Genomic DNA, 20,165 nt, shown 5'->3' on the forward strand with positions numbered 1-20,165 from the left:
ATAAATTATTAATTAGATAAATTAATGTTTTTTAGTGGTACTACGTGGGTTGATTTTTAACTAAATAGTTACAAATGAGAAAATAATTAAGCCACAATCTAGATAGATGTCTAAATTGTGGCTTAATCAATAATTATAAGGCTCTTAACAACAGCAATGTTTAAATGAAAAACATATGATTGTTAATAACAATTGTTTATGGTTTTAAGAAAACTTGAGGCTGCGAATGCTCAGGATGTTGATTAACATTGACATCAGCACCATACCATTTTTCAATATTTTCAGTTGTCAATACATTAGCGGGTGTTCCTTCACAAACCAATTTTCCTTGGTGCAAAAGTAAAATTCTATCAGCATAAAGGGCGGCAAGGTTAAGATCATGAAGTACACAGCACACCATAAGATCTTGTGTTTTTGTTAACTTTTTTAGCAAACGTAAACTTTGTTGTTGGTGATAAAGATCCAATGCAGATGTCGGCTCATCGAGAAATAGCGCAGATTTTTCAGCTTGTGGATGCCATAATTGTGCAAGTACTCTAGCAAGCTGAACACGTTGTTGCTCACCACCCGATAATTGTCGAAAATCTCTATCTTTTAGTTTTATACAGTCGGTAAGAAGTAAGGCGGTTTCTATTGCTATTTGCTTATTTTGTTGTCCATGAGGTGTTCTTCCCATCGCCACAACATCTTCAACAGAAAACGAAAATGACAATTGGCTATTTTGACGCATTACGGCACGATTTTTAGCTAATTTTTGGCTATTCCACTGAGAATATAGTTTGTCTTTAAAATAGCACTCACCTTGAGTCGGTGTCGTATAACCAGTTAATAAGCGTAATAAGGAAGATTTACCTGCTCCATTGGGGCCAATGATTGTCACTAATTCGCCAGAATTAAGGGCAATAGAAACATCATTAATAATGACTTTTTCGCTAATTTTATAGGTAAGATTATTTCCATAAAGTAATGGTTTTTGCTGTGCTGTTATCATGACATCCGTCCTGTTGGTTGTCGTAAAATAAGCCAAAGGAAATAAGGGCCACCAATAAGACCTGTAATTAAACCAACAGGTATTTCAGCAGGAGAAACTAAAGTTCTTGAAAAAGTATCTGCTGCTAATAACAGGGTTGCGCCACCTAAAATAGAGGCCGGTAATAACCAAACATGGTTACTGCCTATTCGCATACGGATAAGATGCGGAATAACCAATCCTATAAAACCAATCACACCACTTAAGGCAACGGCACAGCCTATTAATATGGCACTTAGAAGTAATAAGATAAATTTGGTTCTTCTCACATTAAGGCCTAAATAATGTGCTTCTTCATCACCTAATTGTAAAAGGTTTAATTTATGGCTTTGCCAGCAGGCAAGTATACTAACAGGAATAATAATCACTGTTGCTATAGCTAATGTTTTCCAATCAATCTGACTTAAAGATCCCATCATCCAAAGTGAAAACTGACGAAGTTGTTGATCTGTGCTGATATAGCTTAATACCCCGATAAAAGACATACACAAGGCATTAATAGCAATTCCTGCGAGTAATAATCTTGCTAAATTACCATCGCTAAATTGATGCAAAGAAAAAATAATCATCGCAACAATTAAGCCACCTACAAATGCAGCAATAATATGACTATAAAAGGCAAAAGCAGGGCTGAAAGAAAAGGGCAGAATAATCACAACAGCAACCATTAATGCCGCGCCACTGCTAATTCCTAATAATCCAGGGTCAGCAAGCGAATTTCTAAAAAGCCCTTGCATTATGGCACCTGAAATAGCTAAAGCACCACCAACAAGAATAGCTAATAAGACTCTAGGTAAGCGAATATCAAGCCAAATTTGCCATTCCATATCATCAAATGAACGGTACCAAAGTGTATGGAATGAAAGTGCTAATGCACCGCTATTAACTGACACTAATGTGACGATAACAAGCAAAATAAAAAGGGTAAGAAGACTTACCCAATGTGAACGGGAACGAAACATCATTGCTCCAATGCTTGACGAATTTGATACATAACATCAGGCGTTGAAAGCGTAAAGCCTAGTAACCCCATATCATTAACAACAACGTAGCGTTTATTTTTTCCTGCTGGCGTGTATTTTATGCCAGGGAAATTCCATACTTTTTCAATTCCACCAATGGATTTAAGGCCTTCGGTTGTCACTAATAAAATATCAGGTTGGCTTGCAATCACACCTTCTTGAGAAAGAGGTCTATAGCCGGTAAAGCCTTGCATTGCATTTTTACCACCAACTAAGGTGATAATTGTGTCTGCTGCTGTATTTTGGCCAGCAGCCATGTGAATGGCACCACCATGGCTCATGATATAAATAATTTTTTTATCAATAGGACTGGTGGAGACTTTGGCAATAGATTGCGTCACTTCCTCTTTTAATTGCGCACCTTCTTTCGGCTTATTTAATAGTATCGAGATAACATCTATTTTTTCATTAATGGCTTCTAATGAGTGTTTCCCTGTGAGTGTTTTTACCCGCACTCCCGCTTCTTTTATGCGTTTTAATGCTAAAGAGGGTTTTGCTAGTTCACTCGCAATGATAAGCGTGGGTTTGACAGAAAGGACACCTTCAGGGTTTAACATCCGCATATAACCCACATCGGGTAGTGCTTTTACTTGTTCAGGAATTAAGCTTGTACTATCTCTGGCAACAACCTCATTACCCGCACCTAGTGCAAAAACAATCTCTGTGATATCACCACCAATCGTGACAATGCGTTCATTTGCTGACGTGATAAAAGTCATCATGCTGCACAGAGTCAAAAGAAGCCATTTTTTCATTACATCATTCTCCGATTATGCAATTTTGGCGAGAGTATTAACTTGTTCACGCCATTGCTGCTGCTCTGCTGTACCTTCTGTTCGTTGACCATACAGCTGAGCAATTTGTTGACCTTTTTTATCGAAAATTTCAAGGCTAGTCACAAAACCATCTTCAGTTGGTTTGCGTGTTACCCAACTCTCTGCTATTTCACTTTCAATAAGATGAAGTGTAAATTTAGGATTAAAAACATTAATCCAAATTTGTTCGCTGTTTTCAAATTGATGAGGAACCAGTTTATCAATTGTTCCTGTGAATATCTGAACACATCCACGACTACCAACAAAAATCATAATTTCGTTTTTGGCTTGTTGAGCAGTTTCTAATAATGTTTTTAATGCATTATTATCAACTTGATAAGCTAAATCATCACTAACCGCTTTAAATGCTTGTTGACGACTAAGATTATTGTCTTTTAATAATTTAAAGAATTGGTGAACATCCGTCATTGAACGCCATTGTTGTTCAATTTGTTGTGCGAGTTCATCACTCACAGGTTTGTCGGTGAAAGGCTCTGCAACATTGATTTCTAAGGCAGGATTATCTTCTGATAAGAATGATTGAATAATAGAATCCCATTCTTGCATATTTGTGTTATCAGTGGCATAAATTTTATGAAGTGCATCTCCATGCATATCAAAGAATTGAATGCTGTGACGAACACCTCTTGAAGATTCTTCTGTTAGTGCGAACACGGATGTCCAATAAGAGAAAAAGAAGCGTAGATCAAGCTCACGAGGGTTAAGAATAAGGCCCGCATGATCATTAAATCGAGCATTTTTAACTTCACCAAGATGTTCATGAACAGCGATATCATTACGCGTAATGGCTTTTACTTCACCAACAGTACTGAGTGCTGTTAATATCTCGCGAACATCGTTGCGTAAGCGTTTTGCATCATGACCAACACGAGCATGTGTCAGTTCAGCTTCACTCACATTGAGGTAAGTTGCTAAATCACGTGCATATGACGCTTTTTTATCGGCTTTGGCTTGCAGGTAGCTCTCATAAAGAGATGTATTCACAGAAACTCCTATTATATCGTTCATATATTAATTTACTTATTATTACCATTGATAACTAACTAGTACTTTTGCGTTGCGGCCTTCTTGAGGAATACCTGCTGAAGAGTAATAAGTTTTATCAAAAGCATTACTGAGAACAACAGATGTTGTTAGTCCTTTTAATGAAGCATTACCTTCATAGCGAACATAAAAATCATTCACGCCATAACCCGCTTGTTGGCGATTAACCGGGCGATTAAAGCGGTCATGTTTTGTAAAATCAGTGTGTTTTGTGAATTGAGCCAACCAACCCACAGAAAAATCAGTACTTGGTACAGGAATATCTAAGCGACTTGTTAAAGTATCGGGTTCTACAGACGTTATTGAGGCATTTGTTGCGTTATCTTTACCTTTGGTATGGTTATACGCTAAATCCCAATTAAATAGATTAGATTCATAACTCATAGAAATATCCCATCCCCAAATAGTTGCTCTTGGAATATTCGTTGATTGTGTATATCCCTGAAACATTGCAACATCTGCATCAATATAATCTTTTGCACGCGTATTGAAATGGGCTGCTTTAATTTTCAGATTATCATTACTAGATAATAAGTCGTCGAATTGAAAACCAAATCCATATTCGGTTGTTGAATTGGTTTCAGGTTTTAAATTTGGGTTAGGGCGCCAGTAGTTTGTTGGTGCACCAGGGAAGGGAGCATCAAAATGTTTTGAATCGTTATACATTTCACCCAGAGTTGGTGCTCTGAATGCTTGAGAATAAGAGGTATATAGCATTGACCAATCAGTTGGAGTGATGCTAATAGCGCCTTTGGATGACCATTTATCGGCAGTAATATCATCATAATGATCGTTTTGACTTTTATATTTATCAAAACGCGTACCTAAGATGAGTGATACTGGCAAATCACGCAATGTGACCTCATCTTGTAGCCAACCAGACATAAAGCGAATATCGGCTTGCGGAAAGCTTTCTGTATTTTGACTTGGTGATTGTTTTTGCTTATAAACTTCACCACCATAAGTAAAGCCGTGAGAGGCAAAACTATTCATACCTAAACGAGAGCGATTTTCAACTTTTAAGCCGTATGTCTTTTGTTCACGGCCTTCAAAACCATTTTTCACGGTTTTTGCATTAATATCGACTTCGCTATAATACACTTGTGTTTTTAAATTCACCCATTGTAAATCTGATGGATTAAATTGATACGTTAACTGTGCATCTTTTTGCGTCGTCGTACGATCAGTTTGTACATTAGATGCAGATGGATTATCAGCGGCTTGTGGATTTTTGGGCTGATTAGCGTTGTTGTGGTAGTAACGTAATTGACCACTTAACGTATTGTTATCATCGATAAGCCAACGGCCTTTAGATAACAAATTGAAGATAGTTTCATCATTGTCAGCTTGATAACCGCCACCATAACGAGTATTGCCTTTGTCTCTTGCTGAGAATGCAACAAGTCCATCAAGATTATCTTGTTTGCCAAATGCAGTCATACCAAAGCCTTGGCTATGTTGTGCGGTATTACCTAAGCCAAATACACGTACACCACCACGTTGACCTTTACGTAATAAATCACTGCCATCAACCGTATCGTAGGCAATAACACCACCTAAAGCACCACTGCCATATAAAAGCGCTGAAGGACCACGAACAACTTCAACTTGGCGAATAAGCGAAGGGTCAATAAAAATACTATCGATATGACCCGTGTCAGTTCCTTGACGTACTCCATCAACTAAAGTGAGTATTCCATTTTTTCCATATCCGCGCATGCTGACAGTTTCACCATTAGTACGACCTGCACCCGAAATAGAAACACCAGGTACATGACGTAGTAATTCAGAAGCACTTCCTGCTGTTTCTGACCATGCAGTATTATTTTTAATCACTGTGGACATCATTGGGAGTGTAAAGCTATCTCGCTCATTACCCGTTGCATAAACAGTAAGAACCTCTGTTTTTTTCTCATTTTCAGTCTCTGCCTTTTCTTGTGCAACAGCACAAGCCGAAGAAACGGCTAAAGCTAGAAAACTAAATTTGATTAATATGGATGACTGAGACATGCAGGTAAATCTCCATTATTTTAATGGGCTACATTTAGGTAGCCCTTTGTTATATAAATCATTGCTCCTCATCTACCAGCGATAGCTCATAGACATTTTGATATTTCTGCCTTCTTGTGGTACGCCCATTGCTGAGTAATACTCATAATTAAACGCATTAGAGAGCACCAAAGCGGCTTGAATATCTTTATTTTTTTGTGATTGATAACTTATTGAAAAATCGTGAATACCATAACCAGGATATTGCTGAATAAGTTCTTGTAAGCGGTTAGTTTGCTTTCCTTTAACATGTTTTGCTTTTCCAACATGAGTTCCTTTATTTGCTGTTTTGCTAGCAAATTGTGCTGACCAGCCCAAGGAAAATGGCGTTGTTGCTACAGGAATATGAACAAATGCGGTTAACGTTTCAGGGCGAACAGGGGAAATTGTTTCAAATGTCGTTAATTCCAACGTTTTAGTGCGGTTGTAATTTAATCCTACTGAAAGCCAAGGGTGGGTATAACGCAAACTCATATCGATACCTTCAATTAATGCTTTAGGTATGTTAAAGGCTTGTAGATTTATTAGGCCTGCAATTGTTTTTGTATGCCAAGGACCGTAAGTAATATAATCTTTTGATGTAGTATCAAAATAGGCAGCTTTAAGCACTAAATTGTCGTTAGATGTTAATAAATTATTAAATGAAAGGCGAGTACCATACTCCCATGTACTATTTCTTTCTGGTTTTAAATGAGGATTAGGGACCCAGTGCGCCTTCCACATAAAAGCTTTAAAATGGAATGAATCATTAAACATTTCAGAAAGTGTCGGTGCACGTAATGCCGTTGAATAAGAAGAATAAAGCTGTAACCAATTAGTTGGCGTAAAGGTTAGGGCAATATTTTCTGTAATGCCTTGATAATCAGTTGCGTGTTTTAATGCTTGAATAGTCGTTTTCTTATTAAAGAATTCATCTAATTCATCATTAGGATTATTTTTATAATAATGATAACGAGCACCACCACTTAACGAGAGTGGTAATAAGGGTGTGCTGATTGTGCTTTGTACCCAAGTTGCGCCATAACGCATCGTAGCCAATGGAAAATTCTTGGCGTTGTCATCAGATATCATTTTTTGTTCGTAACCCTCAACGCCAAAAAATCCAGATTGGCTGAGTAAGTCATTAAATAAATGAAACGTAAAATGATTTTCGCTTTTTAACCCATAAGTAGATTGAGTGCGTTTTTCTTCTAGGCCAACTTTGCCTGATGATGAATTATCAGTAAGATAAGTTTGATTAATTTTAAATTGTGAATAATAGAGGTATGTCGTTAAGTCTAACCAGCGATGAGATTCTGGTGCTAAATGGTGCGTTATTGAGTAATTTTTTTGTTGTGTGCTACGCGCCATTTGATTGCTTTCATATCTACCATAGCCACCCATACGATGTAATACTTGGCGTTGTTCACCTTCATTATCGTAATGGCGACCCGCAAAGATAAAGGTTTGATTTTCTGTTGGGTAAAGATAGGCTTTGATAAAGTAATTCTTTATATGCTCATTATTATCCATATCATTACCATCAGCGAGGCGTATAGCACCTCGCTGACGCTGACTATAAGCCAATAAACCCTCTGCAATATCATGTTTACCCGCAATGACACCACCATAAGTAAAATGTCTATCAGCGGTAGAAACAGCACTGAATAATTTTGCACCTAATTTATTGTCACCGACTAAAATAGATTGAGGATCAAGAGTATTAAATGAGACGACACCGCCCATAGCACCTTCGCCATAACGTATTGAAGAGGAGCCATGCTTAACATCGACACGTTTAATTAAAGAAGATTCTATAAATAATCCACCTAAATTATTCATTGTGTTTTCAAGAGGCTGGTGGATGCCATCGACAATAATTTTTACGCCTTTTTGGTCATAACCACGCATTAAGATATTGCTACCGTTTGCGATACCCGTACCCGATACCGTCACGCCTGTAACATTTTTGAGTAATGCACCTGCTGTTGCGCTGGTTTGTGCTTCTGGCGTTGTACTCTCTATCGTTGTATGAAAATCAGGTGTTGCGATTTGTGCTTGATGACCAATAACGGTGAGTGTTTCCGTACTATGTTCAGTGTGTGCAGAGGCAATAGAGGGATATAACAGGCAAAACGCGGTTGCTATACCAGAATATTTGAATTGTTTTTTCAGCATACACATACCATAAATATCCATAGAAAGTCCTTGTATATGGAGTTATTGTGCTGGCTGCCTAACTGAAAAGTTGGTGGCTTGCAATTGATTGTTAAAGAGTGACTATTTAGTCAGAATTAATTTTCCTGCTTTTGTTTGACGTAGCTGGTATAACTCTCCGTTATGTTGAATGTAAACCACGCCATCTTTACCCAATAATTCCAAACTATTTATTGAGTGAATTATTGGAGAGTCTGTTTCCCGTTTTAATGAAGATATATCTAAATTATTAGTCTTTTTATTCATTACTATATATAGAGTTGATAAGGGTTATAGTTATGATAATCATTATCGTTAACAAATTTCTTTAAACAAGCTTTTTTTAACTCAAAAATGTAAATTCAGATCATAATGTGAATAACTAGTCAGGAACGGTTGAAATTTAGAACAGTTTTATTTATTAAAATTATAAATAAAGTCAGAGGGAGTAAAAAAAAGGAAAGGGGCAATACAAAATTGAAGAGATCAAAAAGCGATAAGATATAATGTTATACCTTACATGAATAATAAGGAGAACTTTCACTCTCCTTACTATTTTTAAAACAAATATAGAAGATGTTATATTACTTAAATCTGCTATCAACAGCTTGAGCGAGTAACTCAAGAAGTTGTTCAGTATCTTCCCAGCTTAAGCAAGGGTCTGTAATAGATTGACCATAGTTAAGTGATTTATTGGGGACGACTTTTTGTGTGCCTTCTTGTAAAAAGCTTTCAGCCATAACACCGACTATCGCTTGTGATCCATCTTTGATTTGTTCACCAATATTTCTAGCAACTTCGAGTTGACGACGATGAATTTTTTCACAGTTGCCATGACTAAAATCGATAACCAAATGTTCTGGCAAATCCAACTGTTTTAACGCATCAATCGCATCAGCAATATCACTTGCGTGATAATTAGGTTTTTTACCACCACGCAAAATAATATGGCCATAAGGGTTACCGCTGGTTTGATAAATTGTCATCTGACCATGTTTATCTGGTGATAAAAAGGTATGACTGACTCTTGCTGCGCGTATTGCATCAATAGCAATACGGGTATTGCCATCAGTACCATTTTTAAAACCAACAGGACAAGAGAGGGCTGATGCCATTTCACGGTGGACTTGGCTTTCTGTTGTTCTTGCGCCTATCGCTCCCCAACTAATTAAATCTGCAATATATTGCCCTGTCACCATATCAAGAAATTCAGTGGCAGTGGGTAAACCAAGTTGATTGATTTCAATAAGTAGTTTTCTTGCAATGCGAATTCCTTCATTAATATTACAAGAGTTATCAAGGAAGGGATCGGAAATTAAGCCTTTCCAGCCTACAACAGTGCGAGGCTTTTCAAAATAAGCACGCATAACAATTTCTAAGCGATCTTGATAATGTGTTTTTAGTTGATTGAGCTTAGTTGCGTACTCTTTTGCCGCTTTGGGGTCATGAATTGAACATGGGCCTACAATAACAAGAAGACGTTTATCTTCACCTGAAAGAATGGCTTCAATCCGTTGACGGGCTGATGTGATATTGTTGCTTATCTCTTGAGAGATAGGAAACTCTATCGCCAGTGTTTCCGGTGTGACCAGACTATCTAACGCCTTTGTCCGAAGTTCGTCTGTTTTTAACATAATTTTTCTCAATAAAAATACAAGGTAAGATCTACCCGTGATTAAGATCACAATAAACGAAATTCAGCTAATTTCAACAGCGTTATCAATGAATAGAGAATAAAAATAATATCTTTTGTATTTAAAACATCCTTCTTGTTAATCCCATAGAATCAATTACCTTAGTTGATATTTCTTCAACAGAGTAATTTGTTGTATTGAGATAAGGGATATTATTTTTTCTAAATAGCGCTTCAACCTCAGCTAATTCGATTCGACATTGGCGAATAGATGCATAACGACTATTTTCTCTTCTTTCACTACGAATAGCAGCAAGGCGCTCAGGCGCGATAGTTAAACCGAATAATTTATGCTGATATTCTTTTAATTCAGGAGGTAGCTTTAAGAAATCCATATCATCAGCAGTAAAAGGATAGTTGGCAGCTTGAATACCAAATTGCATGGCTAAATATAAACTAGTGGGCGTTTTACCACAGCGAGAAACACCAATTAAAATAACTTGTGCTTGGTCGAGATTTCGTAAAGAAATTCCATCATCATGAGAGAGTGTGTATTCAATTGCCGCAATACGAGCATCATATTTACTAAGATTTTTTTCTGTTAAACCGTATGTTTTATTTAATTTAGGAGAAGCTGTAATATTCATCTCTTTTTCAAGCGGTGAGACTAATGATTGCACTATATCCTGACAAAAACCGTCACTGCTTTTTATTATTTCTTTTACTTCAGGGCTTATAATAGAATAAAACACCAAAGGTTTTGCTCCACTTTTTTTATAAATCTCAGTAATTTTTTGTTTTATTTCTTCAGCTCTTTCTACTGTAGAGACAAAAGGTAAAGTATAACTTTTCATTTTTAGCGGAAATTGTGATAAAACCGCATGCCCTAACACTTCAGCTGTTATTGCTGTACCATCAGAGATAAAAAAAACAGTCCTATCAATGGGTTCATTATTATCACAATTAATTGAATTCAAGCTTAATATCATCATGTACACCTTTTTTAGCTGAATTAGCAAAAGAAACCATATTATCTAAAGCATTTTCACTAATTATAAAGGATAAAAAAATAAAGTTTTTTGGTTGATCGATTCACCTTTCTATATTCACAATAACATTGTGATACGCTTATTTTAGTTGTCGTTTTGACAGCGGGTTTTCTTTTTTTCTCTCTCATAATTGTTTAAAAAAGGATTGTTCTCAATGTCCAGCAATAGCCTCACCCCGTGCAATGTACTTTGGTATAACCAATTAGGTATGAACGACGTTGATCGTGTTGGTGGGAAAAATGCTTCCCTAGGTGAAATGATTACAAATTTATCGGAACTCGGTGTGAGTGTTCCCAATGGATTTGCGACCACAGCGCAAGCGTTTAATGATTTTCTGGAACAGAGCGGTATCAATCAGCGTATTTATGAATTGCTTGATAGCGTTGATGTTGATGATGTCCATCAATTAGCAAAAGCGGGTAATCAAATACGCCAATGGGTGATTGATACACCTTTTACAGCACAGTTTGAAAAAGATATTCGCGAGGCTTACCAAACCTTAAGCGAAGGTGAATTGGCGGCTTCTTTTGCTGTACGTTCATCTGCGACAGCAGAAGACATGCCAGATGCCTCTTTTGCTGGTCAGCAAGAAACATTTTTAAATGTCCAAGGCATTGAAGCCATTCTTGTTGCTATTAAACACGTATTTGCTTCATTGTTTAATGATAGGGCTATCTCTTATCGTGTTCACCAAGGTTATGATCATCGTGGTGTGGCTTTATCGGCAGGTGTACAGCGTATGGTTCGCTCTGATTTAGCTTCTTCTGGTGTGATGTTTACTATCGATACTGAATCAGGCTTTGACCAAGTAGTCTTTATTACATCAGCTTATGGTTTAGGTGAGATGGTTGTTCAAGGTGCGGTAAATCCTGATGAATTTTATGTCCACAAACCAACATTAGATAAAGGCTTACCCTCAATTGTTCGCCGTAATTTGGGTTCTAAAAAAATTCGTATGGTTTACGCTGATAGCACAGAACACGGTAAACAGGTCCGTATTGAGGATGTACCAGAAGCACTGCGCAATCGTTTCTCTTTAACTGACAACGAAATTCAAGAACTGGCTAAACAGGCGATATTAATTGAACGTCATTATGGTCGCCCTATGGATATTGAGTGGGCAAAAGATGGACATAATGGGCGTTTATATATCGTTCAAGCACGTCCTGAAACAGTGCGTTCTAATCAGCAAGTTATGGAGCGTTACCAATTAAATGAAACAGGCTCTGTGATTATTGAAGGCCGCGCTATTGGTCATCGTATTGGTTCTGGTGCTGTAAAAATTATTCATAATCTTAGTGAGATGGATAAAATTCAAGCAGGTGATGTGTTAGTTACTGATATGACAGACCCTGATTGGGAGCCTATCATGAAAAAAGCCTCTGCAATTGTGACTAATCGCGGAGGAAGAACGTGCCATGCTGCAATTATCGCGCGTGAGTTAGGTATTCCTGCTGTAGTTGGTTGTGGTGATGCTACAGAATGCATTAAAGATGGTCAAATAGTGACGGTTTCATGTGCTGAAGGTGATACCGGTTTTGTTTATGATGGAAAATTAGATTTTTCTATTCAGAGCTCCGCAATCGATAACATGCCAGAACTTGGTCTTAAAATCATGATGAATGTCGGCAATCCTGATCGTGCATTTGATTTTGCAGGATTACCTAATGATGGTGTAGGGCTTGCTCGCTTAGAATTTATTATTAACCGTATGATTGGTGTACATCCCAGGGCATTATTAGAGTATGAAGCACAATCAGAAGCATTAAAGTCAGAAATTGATGGAATGATTGCGGGTTATGAATCACCTGTTGAATATTATATTGGCAAATTAACAGAAGGCATTGCCACATTAGCGGCTGCATTCTGGCCTAAGCGTGTTATTGTGCGTTTGTCCGATTTTAAATCGAATGAATACGCTAATTTAGTAGGGGGTTCTATCTATGAACCTGACGAAGAAAACCCAATGTTAGGTTTCCGCGGTGCAGGACGTTATGTTTCTGATGATTTCCGCCATTGTTTTGCTTTAGAGTGTGAAGCAATTAAACGTGTTCGTAATGATATGGGATTAGATAATGTTGAAGTGATGATCCCCTTTGTGCGCACTGTTCGCCAAGCTGAAGAGGTTATTGATGAGCTCGCAGTCAATGGCTTGAAGCGTGGTGAGAATGGCTTAAAAGTGATTATGATGTGTGAAATTCCATCCAATGCTTTACTTGCTGATCAATTCTTAGTGCATTTTGATGGTTTCTCGATTGGTTCCAATGATATGACACAGTTAACATTAGGACTAGATAGGGATTCAGGCGTTGTTTCTACGTTATTTGATGAGCGTAATGATGCAGTAAAAGCATTATTGTCAATGGCGATACAATCAGCTAAACGTAACGGTAAATATGTTGGTATTTGTGGTCAAGGTCCTTCTGATCATGAAGATTTTGCACAATGGCTAATGGAAGAAGGAATTGATAGTTTATCATTAAACCCAGATACCGTAATTAAAACTTGGGTGAAATTAGCACAATAAAAAATTATATTTTTTATTGATAATAAAAAGCTCACAAATTAAAGTGAGCTTTTTTTGATTATATGAATAATAGATAAAAAAAAAGCCTATCATGGGCTGACAGGCAAAGACTACACACAGCAATATTTTATATTCGATGATCTCGCCTTATATATAAATATTAAATTAGGCCAAATCATTAATCCGATGAAACAATCGTTTCGTTGATGTTTATATTAAGAGAAATAGGTTAATTATTCACTAAGAATTATCTCAATAAAAAGAATAAAACTTTATTTGGATTTGAATATAACTTGCTGGTAACAAACAGATTTAAAATAATGTATTTTGTTTCATTTTGTAAAAATTAATTTATATTTATAATAAATAACTCGTATATTGATAATTTTCATTAACGTTTGGACATTAATAAAAGCGCATCTAAGTGTAGATACTTATATGCGCTTTTATTATTTATTTTTTGTCGATGAAATTCTTATTCATAAACTCTATTGTTTCTGATAAATCAGGATCAGGTTTTGGCATTTCATTAATCCATGCGTTTAATAAACTATTTGCAACAGCTAAAACAACAGGACCTATAAATAAGCCAATCATCCCCAAAGTTAAAATTCCACCAATAACGCCAGTAAGAATTAATACCATAGGAAGATCTGCACCCATTTTGATTAAATAAGGGCGTAATACACCGTCCATTGTTGCAACAACGCCACCCCAAATAACCATAACAATGCCCCAAGTGGTATCTCCGGTCCAAAATAACCAAAGAACGGAAGGAACAAGGACAAGTAAGGGACCTATTTGCGCTAAACAACAAATAAACATTAAGACCGTTAATAATGTTGCATAAGGTACACCAGAAACCGCTAATCCAACACCGCCGACAATAGCTTGAATTAATGCGGTGAGTACGACACCAAGTGCAACAGCACGAATAGATAAGGAGGCTAGGAGGAGGGCAGCATCACCACGTTGGCCGCCTAAACGCACTGCTAAGTGACGTAACCAGGCAACAATTTTTTCACCTTGTAAGAAAAGTAAGCCAGAAAATAACAACATTACAGTTAAATGAAGTGCAAAACGACCAATATTCAGCGCTTGAGCAAAGAACCAATTAGCAGCTTGTCCAATATAAGGCTGTATTTTCGCCATTAATGAATTGCCACCTGATGCTAAAACAGAGTGCCATGCGTCATAAAGTTTAGTTCCTACAAGCGGGACATCATTTAGCCACAATAATTGAGGCGGTTTAATATCTGATGGCGATTTCGCTAATTCAATTAATGGCGCACTATTATCAATAACACTACTGACTAATAGAATAATAGGAATAACAAAGACCAATAATATTAAAATCATCATTATCGTTGTCGATAACCAGCGATGTTTTACTTTTTTCTCAAAAATGAGTAATAAAGGCCATGTTGCGACAACAATCATTCCAGCCCAGATAAAACCCACAATAAATGGGGTTAAGATCCAAAAACTAGCGATAATAAGAAAAGAAATAAAAATAACAGTAAATAGAATTTTAGGTATATCTGTATGAACTTGGGGTTTTTCCATGATTTTAAATCCCTACACGAATAAAAATGCTAGAACCAGATAAATCGACATTGCAATATCATGTTGTTTATATCACCACGCAATTTGCCAGAATTGTATGATAAGGTGAACAGGCATCGGTCTGAAAGTATCACGAGACTTTTTACCTATTAGCGCAGATTAATATATTTAAAATTAAGCAATGTGGACAATGAGATAAAAGAGTTATAACAAATGATCCCACGTATATCGCAAGCACCGCAAATAAGCAAACTCACAACCGAATTTTTAAAAATACTTAAAGAAAACGGATTTACAGGTGATATTTCGAGTCGCTATTCCGATAGGCTAACAATGGCAACGGATAATAGTATTTATCAATTATTACCTCAGGCTGTTGTATTTCCTCGTTCTACGGCAGATGTCACCATTATAGCACGTCTCGTTGAAGAACCTCGTTTTCACTCACTTTCTTTAACGCCAAGAGGTGGAGGTACAGGCACAAATGGGCAGGCTTTAACCGACGGCATTGTGGTTGATTTATCACGTTATATGAAGCGGATTATTGAAATAAACCCAAAAGAACGTTGGGTAAAAGTAGAAGCTGGTGTGATAAAAGACGAATTAAATCTTTTTTTAAAACCTTATGGCTTTTTTTTCGCACCAGAGCTATCCACCAGTAATCGCGCTACATTAGGTGGAATGATAAATACAGATGCATCTGGTCAGGGTTCTATGGTTTATGGCAAAACTTCTGATCATGTACTAGGCGTGAATGCCGTATTATTAGGCGGAGAACAACTTGAAACGCGTGCGATGAATGTGGCGTTAGCTGAAGATATCGCTAAACAATCCTCAACGACGGGTAAAATCTACAATACAGTGCTATCTCGTTGTAAAGCACAGCGAAACCTAATTCTAGAAAAATTTCCTAAATTAAATCGCTTTTTAACAGGCTACGATTTACGTCATGTTTTTAGTGATGATATGCAGGTGTTTGATTTGACACGAATTTTAACAGGCTCTGAAGGTACGCTTGCCTTTATTACAGAAGCTACGCTTGATATTACTCCCATTCCTAAGCAACGTTGTCTTATCAATGTAAAATATGATTCTTTTGATTCAGCATTACGTAATGCGCCATTTTTAGTGAAAGCGAATGCGCTCTCTGTTGAAACTGTAGATTCAAAAGTTTTAAATCTTGCTCGTGAAGATATTGTTTGGCATTCAGTCGATGCATTAATTAAAGATGTACCTAATAAAGATATGCAGGGGCTTAATATTGTTGAATTCGCCGGTGACGATGAGGATTTAATCTCGTCTCAAGTGAAGTCACTTTGCCAACGCTTAGATAATTTAATGGAAAATACCCAAGGTGGTGTGATCGGTTATCAAATTTGTGATGAGCTTGCTGATATTAACCGTATTTATGCAATGCGTAAAAAGGCGGTAGGTTTGCTAGGTAATGCAAAAGGGCAAGCAAAACCTATTCCTTTTGTCGAAGATACCTGTGTACCACCTGAAAATCTTGCTGACTATATCACCGAATTTAGGGCATTACTGGATAGTCACCAACTTAATTATGGCATGTTCGGTCATGTTGATGCAGGAGTATTACATGTAAGACCTGCGCTTGATATGTGCTCACCAGAGCAAGAACTCCTTATGAAATCGATTTCTGATGACATTGTTGCCTTAACAGCAAAATATGGAGGTCTACTATGGGGTGAACATGGAAAGGGCTTTAGAGCGCAATATAGCCCCGAATTTTTTGGTGAAAGACTCTATCATGAACTCCGTCAAATAAAAACGGTGTTCGATCCTCGAAATAGGCTTAATCCAGGTAAAATTTGTTCGCCATTAGATAATAACGAACCGATGAAACAAGTTGATGCTATTAAGCGAGGCACCTTTGATAGAACAATACCTTTATCAGTACGTCAAGATTTCCGTGGCGCATTAGAATGTAATGGTAACGGTTTATGCTTTAATTTTGATGTTAAAAGCCCAATGTGTCCTTCAATGAAAATAAGTGGTCAACGTATTCATTCACCAAAAGGTCGGGCGACGTTAGTCAGAGAATGGCTACGTTTACTCGCTGAACAAGGTGTAGAGCCAAAACAGCTTACGTCTCATCTTGCAAATAATAAACCAAGCCTACGTGGATTGATTGAAAAAACACGTAATACGTGGAAAGCTAATCGAGGTGAGTATGATTTTTCACATGAAGTGAAAGAGGCGATGAATGGTTGTTTAGCATGCAAGGCGTGTTCAACCCAATGCCCAATTAAAATTGATGTACCTTCTTTTAGAGCTAAATTTACAGCGCTTTATCATCAGCGTTATTTACGTCCTTTAAAAGATCATATTGTGGCAAACGTTGAGCTAACTACACCTTTGATGGCAAAGGCGCCACGATTTTTTAATTTCTTTATGAAACAACCTATTGTGCAATCATTAAGTAAGCACACAATAGGGATGGTGGATTTGCCGTTATTATCATCACCTACATTAAAGCAACAACTTGCAGGCCATCATGCGTTAGAAATGACGCTTGAAGATTTAGAAAGGTTACCAGAAACACAAAGAAAACAGTATGTGCTGGTGGTTCAAGATCCTTTCACCAGCTACTACGAAGCTAAAGTCGTTGTAGATTTTGTCAAACTTGTTGAAAAAGTGGGTTTTAAGCCCGTGTTACTCCCTTTTTCACCTAATGGAAAAGCACAACATATTAAAGGTTTTTTACAACGATTTAGTCAAACAGCACAGAAAACGGCTACGATGCTTAATCGTATTGCTAAATTAAATATCCCGATGGTAGGTGTTGATCCCGCTTTAGTCCTTTGTTACCGCGACGAATATCGCGAAATTTTAGGTGAAAGTAGAGGCAGTTTTAACGTTCAACTTGTTCATGAGTGGTTAAGTACATTAGAAAATAATCCTATAAGCATCTGTAAGAAAAACGAAAAATGGTACCTTTTGGGACATTGTACTGAAGTGACCGCATTACCGCAAAGCATGAAACAATGGCAAACTATTTTTAAACGTTATGGGCAACAACTCGATTTTATTAGCACAGGATGTTGTGGTATGGCAGGTACTTATGGGCATGAGAGTAACAATTATGAAAACTCTTTAGGTATTTACCAGCTATCATGGGGAAATATACTGAAAAAATTGCCAACGACACATTGCTTAAGTACAGGATATTCTTGTCGTAGCCAGGTAAAACGGATTGATAAAATAGAACTTAAACATCCTTTACAGGCATTATTGGAGATAATTTCATGATATGGAAACGAGAAGCTAACCTTAAAACGCTTAATCATATAGGTAAAGAAAATATGGTTGGTCATCTTGGTATTGAATTAACCTGTTTAGGTGATGATTATATCGAAGGAACCATGCCTGTTGATAATCGGACTAAGCAACCTTTTGGGCTTCTACATGGCGGTGCTTCCGTCGTATTAGCAGAATCATTAGGTTCTATTGCGGGTTATTTATGTACAGAAGGTGAACAAAAAGTCGTCGGTTTAGAGATCAATGCTAATCATATTCGCGCTGCCAAATCAGGCGTGGTAAGAGGTGTATGTAAACCAGTACATTTAGGACGCACTCATCAAGTATGGAATATCGAAATCTTTGATGATGCTGAACGTCAAATTTGTATAGCAAGATTAACGACAGCAATAATTGCTTAAATTTTAATAGATTTAATCGCAATATTTAACGCACAAAGTAAAACAACACCTTTGTGCGTTTTCGTTTTTAAAATAAAACTAAAAGAGTAGATTACGCTTTATTTACATTTTATTTTTAATGATAATCATTACTCCTACAATAAAGCTAGAATAAGACTCAAATTGATGACTTTTAAATTTAAAACAGCAATTATTTTACTGGGTAGTTTGCTTCTTACTTCGTGTGATAATAACACATCATCTGATAACGCAAACAAAACCCAAGATTATCCTAAGCAGTCTATGATGGGGTTTAATATTGCGTATCCCACTTCATTTCTAATGAATCGTGAAGAGACTGAAAGTTATTTTGAATTGTTACCTGATAATGTCCAGGACATTACAACAGAAATGATTGTATATAAATCAAAGCCTGTTTGTAATTTATCTGAGGTAAGGTTGGTTTATTTTAAAATGAACCCCATAATGTCTTATGACATAGATGCAGGTGCAAAAGGTATTATTGATAATATTGCGGCCCTCGGTGGTATGAATAAAATAAACTCTTCAATAAAACCATTAACAATTTCAGATTATCCAGGACGATATATTCTTTTCGAAGGTAAAATAGCGAATGAGAATGTCAGTTATCAAGGCGTCTTGATTGCCGACACAGAGATAAAACGAGTATGGCAACTGCAATTTATAAGATCAATGAATAGTAGTTCAGACGAGAAAAAATTTAATCAATCTATTGAATGTACTAATAAATTTATTGATACCATCAGTATTGATAAAGAAAAAATAGAGCACACAATCCAATAAGAGATTATCATAAAATAAGTGATATCTTATCTTGTAATTAGAAGCATAAAGATAAATAGAGTATTTTTATGCTTTTTACTCCACATTTTCATCATATAAATATAAGATGTATTTATAGTGCAACTTATGTGCGGATTGTGCGAATTAAAAATTATTTATAAAAGTTTTATTTTTGCAGTAAAAAAAGTGAAAATCTTTTATTAACAATAAATTAATCTTGTTTTGTAACAATTTTAGTGCAAAAATAGAACAAAAAATAAACATTTATAGAATATCCATTCAAAAGACATGGTTGAAGTGGTAGGGGTTATCATTACCATTAGTGTCAGGAAAGATATCTATCTCCTTTCGATATGAGGTCAGCAATGGCAAATAACGTTGAAACTTTTTCTCTAAACGATACTGCTTGGCAGGGTGTTACGCTGACAGATAGTGCAGCAAAACATATTTGTCACTTAGTCGAGAAAAACCCTGAAAGTCAGGGACTTTCCTTAAGTATCAAACCCTCTGGTTGTACCGGTTATGGCTATGTTATTGAACTTGTTACAGAGCCTGCTGAGGACGATATTGTCTATGAATATAATGGCGCAAAACTTTTTGTATCATTAAAAGCAATGCCGTTCATTGATGGTTTGGTTGTTGATTATGTTCGTGAAGGACTTAATCAGATGTTTAAATTTAATAATCCTAAAGCTCAAAATGTCTGCGGATGTGGTGAGAGCTTCGGGGTATAACATAGTGAAGTCAGAT

At 36.6% G+C, this 20,165-nt stretch carries 15 protein-coding genes; 5 read left to right on the plus strand and 10 right to left on the minus strand.

What is annotated here, in order from left to right:
* Positions 1-196 precede the first annotated feature (196 nt).
* The 9 genes from M983_RS15630 to ppsR form a co-directional block, all read right to left on the minus strand.
* Entirely contained in the window at positions 197-991 is a 795-nt protein-coding gene (locus M983_RS15630; RefSeq protein WP_066753093.1) for a heme ABC transporter ATP-binding protein, read from the minus strand.
* Entirely contained in the window at positions 988-1,992 is a 1,005-nt protein-coding gene (locus M983_RS15635) for a FecCD family ABC transporter permease (protein WP_066753095.1), read from the minus strand. Before M983_RS15635 ends, M983_RS15630 begins: the two co-directional genes overlap by 4 nt.
* Complete coding sequence (locus M983_RS15640; protein WP_066753098.1) at positions 1,992-2,807, minus strand: heme/hemin ABC transporter substrate-binding protein; 816 nt, start codon at positions 2,805-2,807, stop codon at positions 1,992-1,994. Before M983_RS15640 ends, M983_RS15635 begins: the two co-directional genes overlap by 1 nt.
* A gap of 15 nt (positions 2,808-2,822) precedes the next feature.
* Entirely contained in the window at positions 2,823-3,872 is a 1,050-nt protein-coding gene (locus tag M983_RS15645) for a hemin-degrading factor (protein WP_066753101.1), read from the minus strand.
* Positions 3,873-3,914: 42 nt separating this feature from the next.
* Complete coding sequence (locus tag M983_RS15650; RefSeq protein WP_066753104.1) at positions 3,915-5,942, minus strand: TonB-dependent hemoglobin/transferrin/lactoferrin family receptor; 2,028 nt, start codon at positions 5,940-5,942, stop codon at positions 3,915-3,917.
* 72 nt (positions 5,943-6,014) lie between these two features.
* Complete coding sequence (locus M983_RS15655; protein WP_066753108.1) at positions 6,015-8,159, minus strand: TonB-dependent receptor domain-containing protein; 2,145 nt, start codon at positions 8,157-8,159, stop codon at positions 6,015-6,017.
* 81 nt (positions 8,160-8,240) lie between these two features.
* The gene (hemP, locus tag M983_RS17175) at positions 8,241-8,423 is read right to left on the minus strand and encodes a hemin uptake protein HemP (protein ID WP_074388192.1); all 183 of its coding nucleotides are present in this window, start codon (positions 8,421-8,423) and stop codon (positions 8,241-8,243) included.
* Positions 8,424-8,740: 317 nt separating this feature from the next.
* A complete protein-coding gene (locus tag M983_RS15660; protein ID WP_066753110.1) occupies positions 8,741-9,790 on the minus strand; it encodes a 3-deoxy-7-phosphoheptulonate synthase in 1,050 nt (349 codons plus the stop codon).
* 121 nt (positions 9,791-9,911) lie between these two features.
* On the minus strand, positions 9,912-10,778 hold the full coding sequence (gene ppsR, locus M983_RS15665; protein ID WP_066753113.1) for a posphoenolpyruvate synthetase regulatory kinase/phosphorylase PpsR: 867 nt from the start codon (positions 10,776-10,778) through the stop codon (positions 9,912-9,914).
* 214 nt (positions 10,779-10,992) lie between these two features.
* On the opposite strand from ppsR, the gene ppsA reads away from it, so the two are divergent.
* Entirely contained in the window at positions 10,993-13,365 is a 2,373-nt protein-coding gene (gene ppsA / locus M983_RS15670; RefSeq protein WP_066753116.1) for a phosphoenolpyruvate synthase, read from the plus strand.
* 453 nt (positions 13,366-13,818) lie between these two features.
* On the opposite strand, the gene ydiK is transcribed toward ppsA, so the two are convergent.
* Positions 13,819-14,931, minus strand: a complete 1,113-nt coding sequence (ydiK, locus tag M983_RS15675) for an AI-2E family transporter YdiK (protein ID WP_066753119.1) — start codon at positions 14,929-14,931, stop codon at positions 13,819-13,821.
* A 213-nt stretch (positions 14,932-15,144) separates the two neighbouring features.
* On the opposite strand from ydiK, the gene ydiJ reads away from it, so the two are divergent.
* The 4 genes from ydiJ (at position 15,145) to sufA (ending at position 20,149) form a co-directional block, all read left to right on the plus strand.
* Positions 15,145-18,201 carry a D-2-hydroxyglutarate dehydrogenase YdiJ gene (gene ydiJ / locus M983_RS15680; RefSeq protein ID WP_066753122.1) on the plus strand — a complete coding sequence of 1,019 codons (3,057 nt, stop codon included), beginning with the start codon at positions 15,145-15,147 and terminating at the stop codon, positions 18,199-18,201.
* Positions 18,198-18,611 (plus strand): hotdog fold thioesterase, encoded by a 414-nt coding sequence (locus tag M983_RS15685; protein WP_066753125.1) that lies wholly within the window; start codon positions 18,198-18,200, stop codon positions 18,609-18,611. Before ydiJ ends, M983_RS15685 begins: the two co-directional genes overlap by 4 nt.
* A 165-nt stretch (positions 18,612-18,776) precedes the next feature.
* Positions 18,777-19,415, plus strand: coding sequence for a hypothetical protein (locus tag M983_RS15690; protein ID WP_066753128.1), 639 nt, complete (start codon positions 18,777-18,779; stop codon positions 19,413-19,415).
* Between the two features lie 365 nt (positions 19,416-19,780).
* On the plus strand, positions 19,781-20,149 hold the full coding sequence (sufA, locus tag M983_RS15695; protein ID WP_066753131.1) for a Fe-S cluster assembly scaffold SufA: 369 nt from the start codon (positions 19,781-19,783) through the stop codon (positions 20,147-20,149).
* The last annotated feature ends 16 nt before the right edge of the window (positions 20,150-20,165 follow it).

It is taken from the genome of Proteus myxofaciens ATCC 19692 (assembly GCF_001654855.1).
Taxonomy (GTDB): domain Bacteria; phylum Pseudomonadota; class Gammaproteobacteria; order Enterobacterales; family Enterobacteriaceae; genus Proteus; species Proteus myxofaciens.

What these genes read in the sequence shown, in the direction of transcription:
- M983_RS15640 (WP_066753098.1), bottom strand. Translation starts at nt 2,807, where the DNA reads ATGAAAAAATGGCTTCTTTTGACTCTGTGCAGCATGATGACTTTTATC.
- M983_RS15630 (WP_066753093.1), bottom strand. Translation starts at nt 991, where the DNA reads ATGATAACAGCACAGCAAAAACCATTACTTTATGGAAATAATCTTACC.
- ydiK (WP_066753119.1), bottom strand. Translation starts at nt 14,931, where the DNA reads ATGGAAAAACCCCAAGTTCATACAGATATACCTAAAATTCTATTTACT.
- ppsA (WP_066753116.1), top strand. Translation starts at nt 10,993, where the DNA reads ATGTCCAGCAATAGCCTCACCCCGTGCAATGTACTTTGGTATAACCAA.
- M983_RS15655 (WP_066753108.1), bottom strand. Translation starts at nt 8,159, where the DNA reads ATGGATATTTATGGTATGTGTATGCTGAAAAAACAATTCAAATATTCT.
- M983_RS15635 (WP_066753095.1), bottom strand. Translation starts at nt 1,992, where the DNA reads ATGTTTCGTTCCCGTTCACATTGGGTAAGTCTTCTTACCCTTTTTATT.
- hemP (WP_074388192.1), bottom strand. Translation starts at nt 8,423, where the DNA reads ATGAATAAAAAGACTAATAATTTAGATATATCTTCATTAAAACGGGAA.
- M983_RS15660 (WP_066753110.1), bottom strand. Translation starts at nt 9,790, where the DNA reads ATGTTAAAAACAGACGAACTTCGGACAAAGGCGTTAGATAGTCTGGTC.
- ydiJ (WP_066753122.1), top strand. Translation starts at nt 15,145, where the DNA reads ATGATCCCACGTATATCGCAAGCACCGCAAATAAGCAAACTCACAACC.
- sufA (WP_066753131.1), top strand. Translation starts at nt 19,781, where the DNA reads ATGGCAAATAACGTTGAAACTTTTTCTCTAAACGATACTGCTTGGCAG.
- M983_RS15685 (WP_066753125.1), top strand. Translation starts at nt 18,198, where the DNA reads ATGATATGGAAACGAGAAGCTAACCTTAAAACGCTTAATCATATAGGT.
- M983_RS15650 (WP_066753104.1), bottom strand. Translation starts at nt 5,942, where the DNA reads ATGTCTCAGTCATCCATATTAATCAAATTTAGTTTTCTAGCTTTAGCC.
- M983_RS15690 (WP_066753128.1), top strand. Translation starts at nt 18,777, where the DNA reads ATGACTTTTAAATTTAAAACAGCAATTATTTTACTGGGTAGTTTGCTT.
- ppsR (WP_066753113.1), bottom strand. Translation starts at nt 10,778, where the DNA reads ATGATATTAAGCTTGAATTCAATTAATTGTGATAATAATGAACCCATT.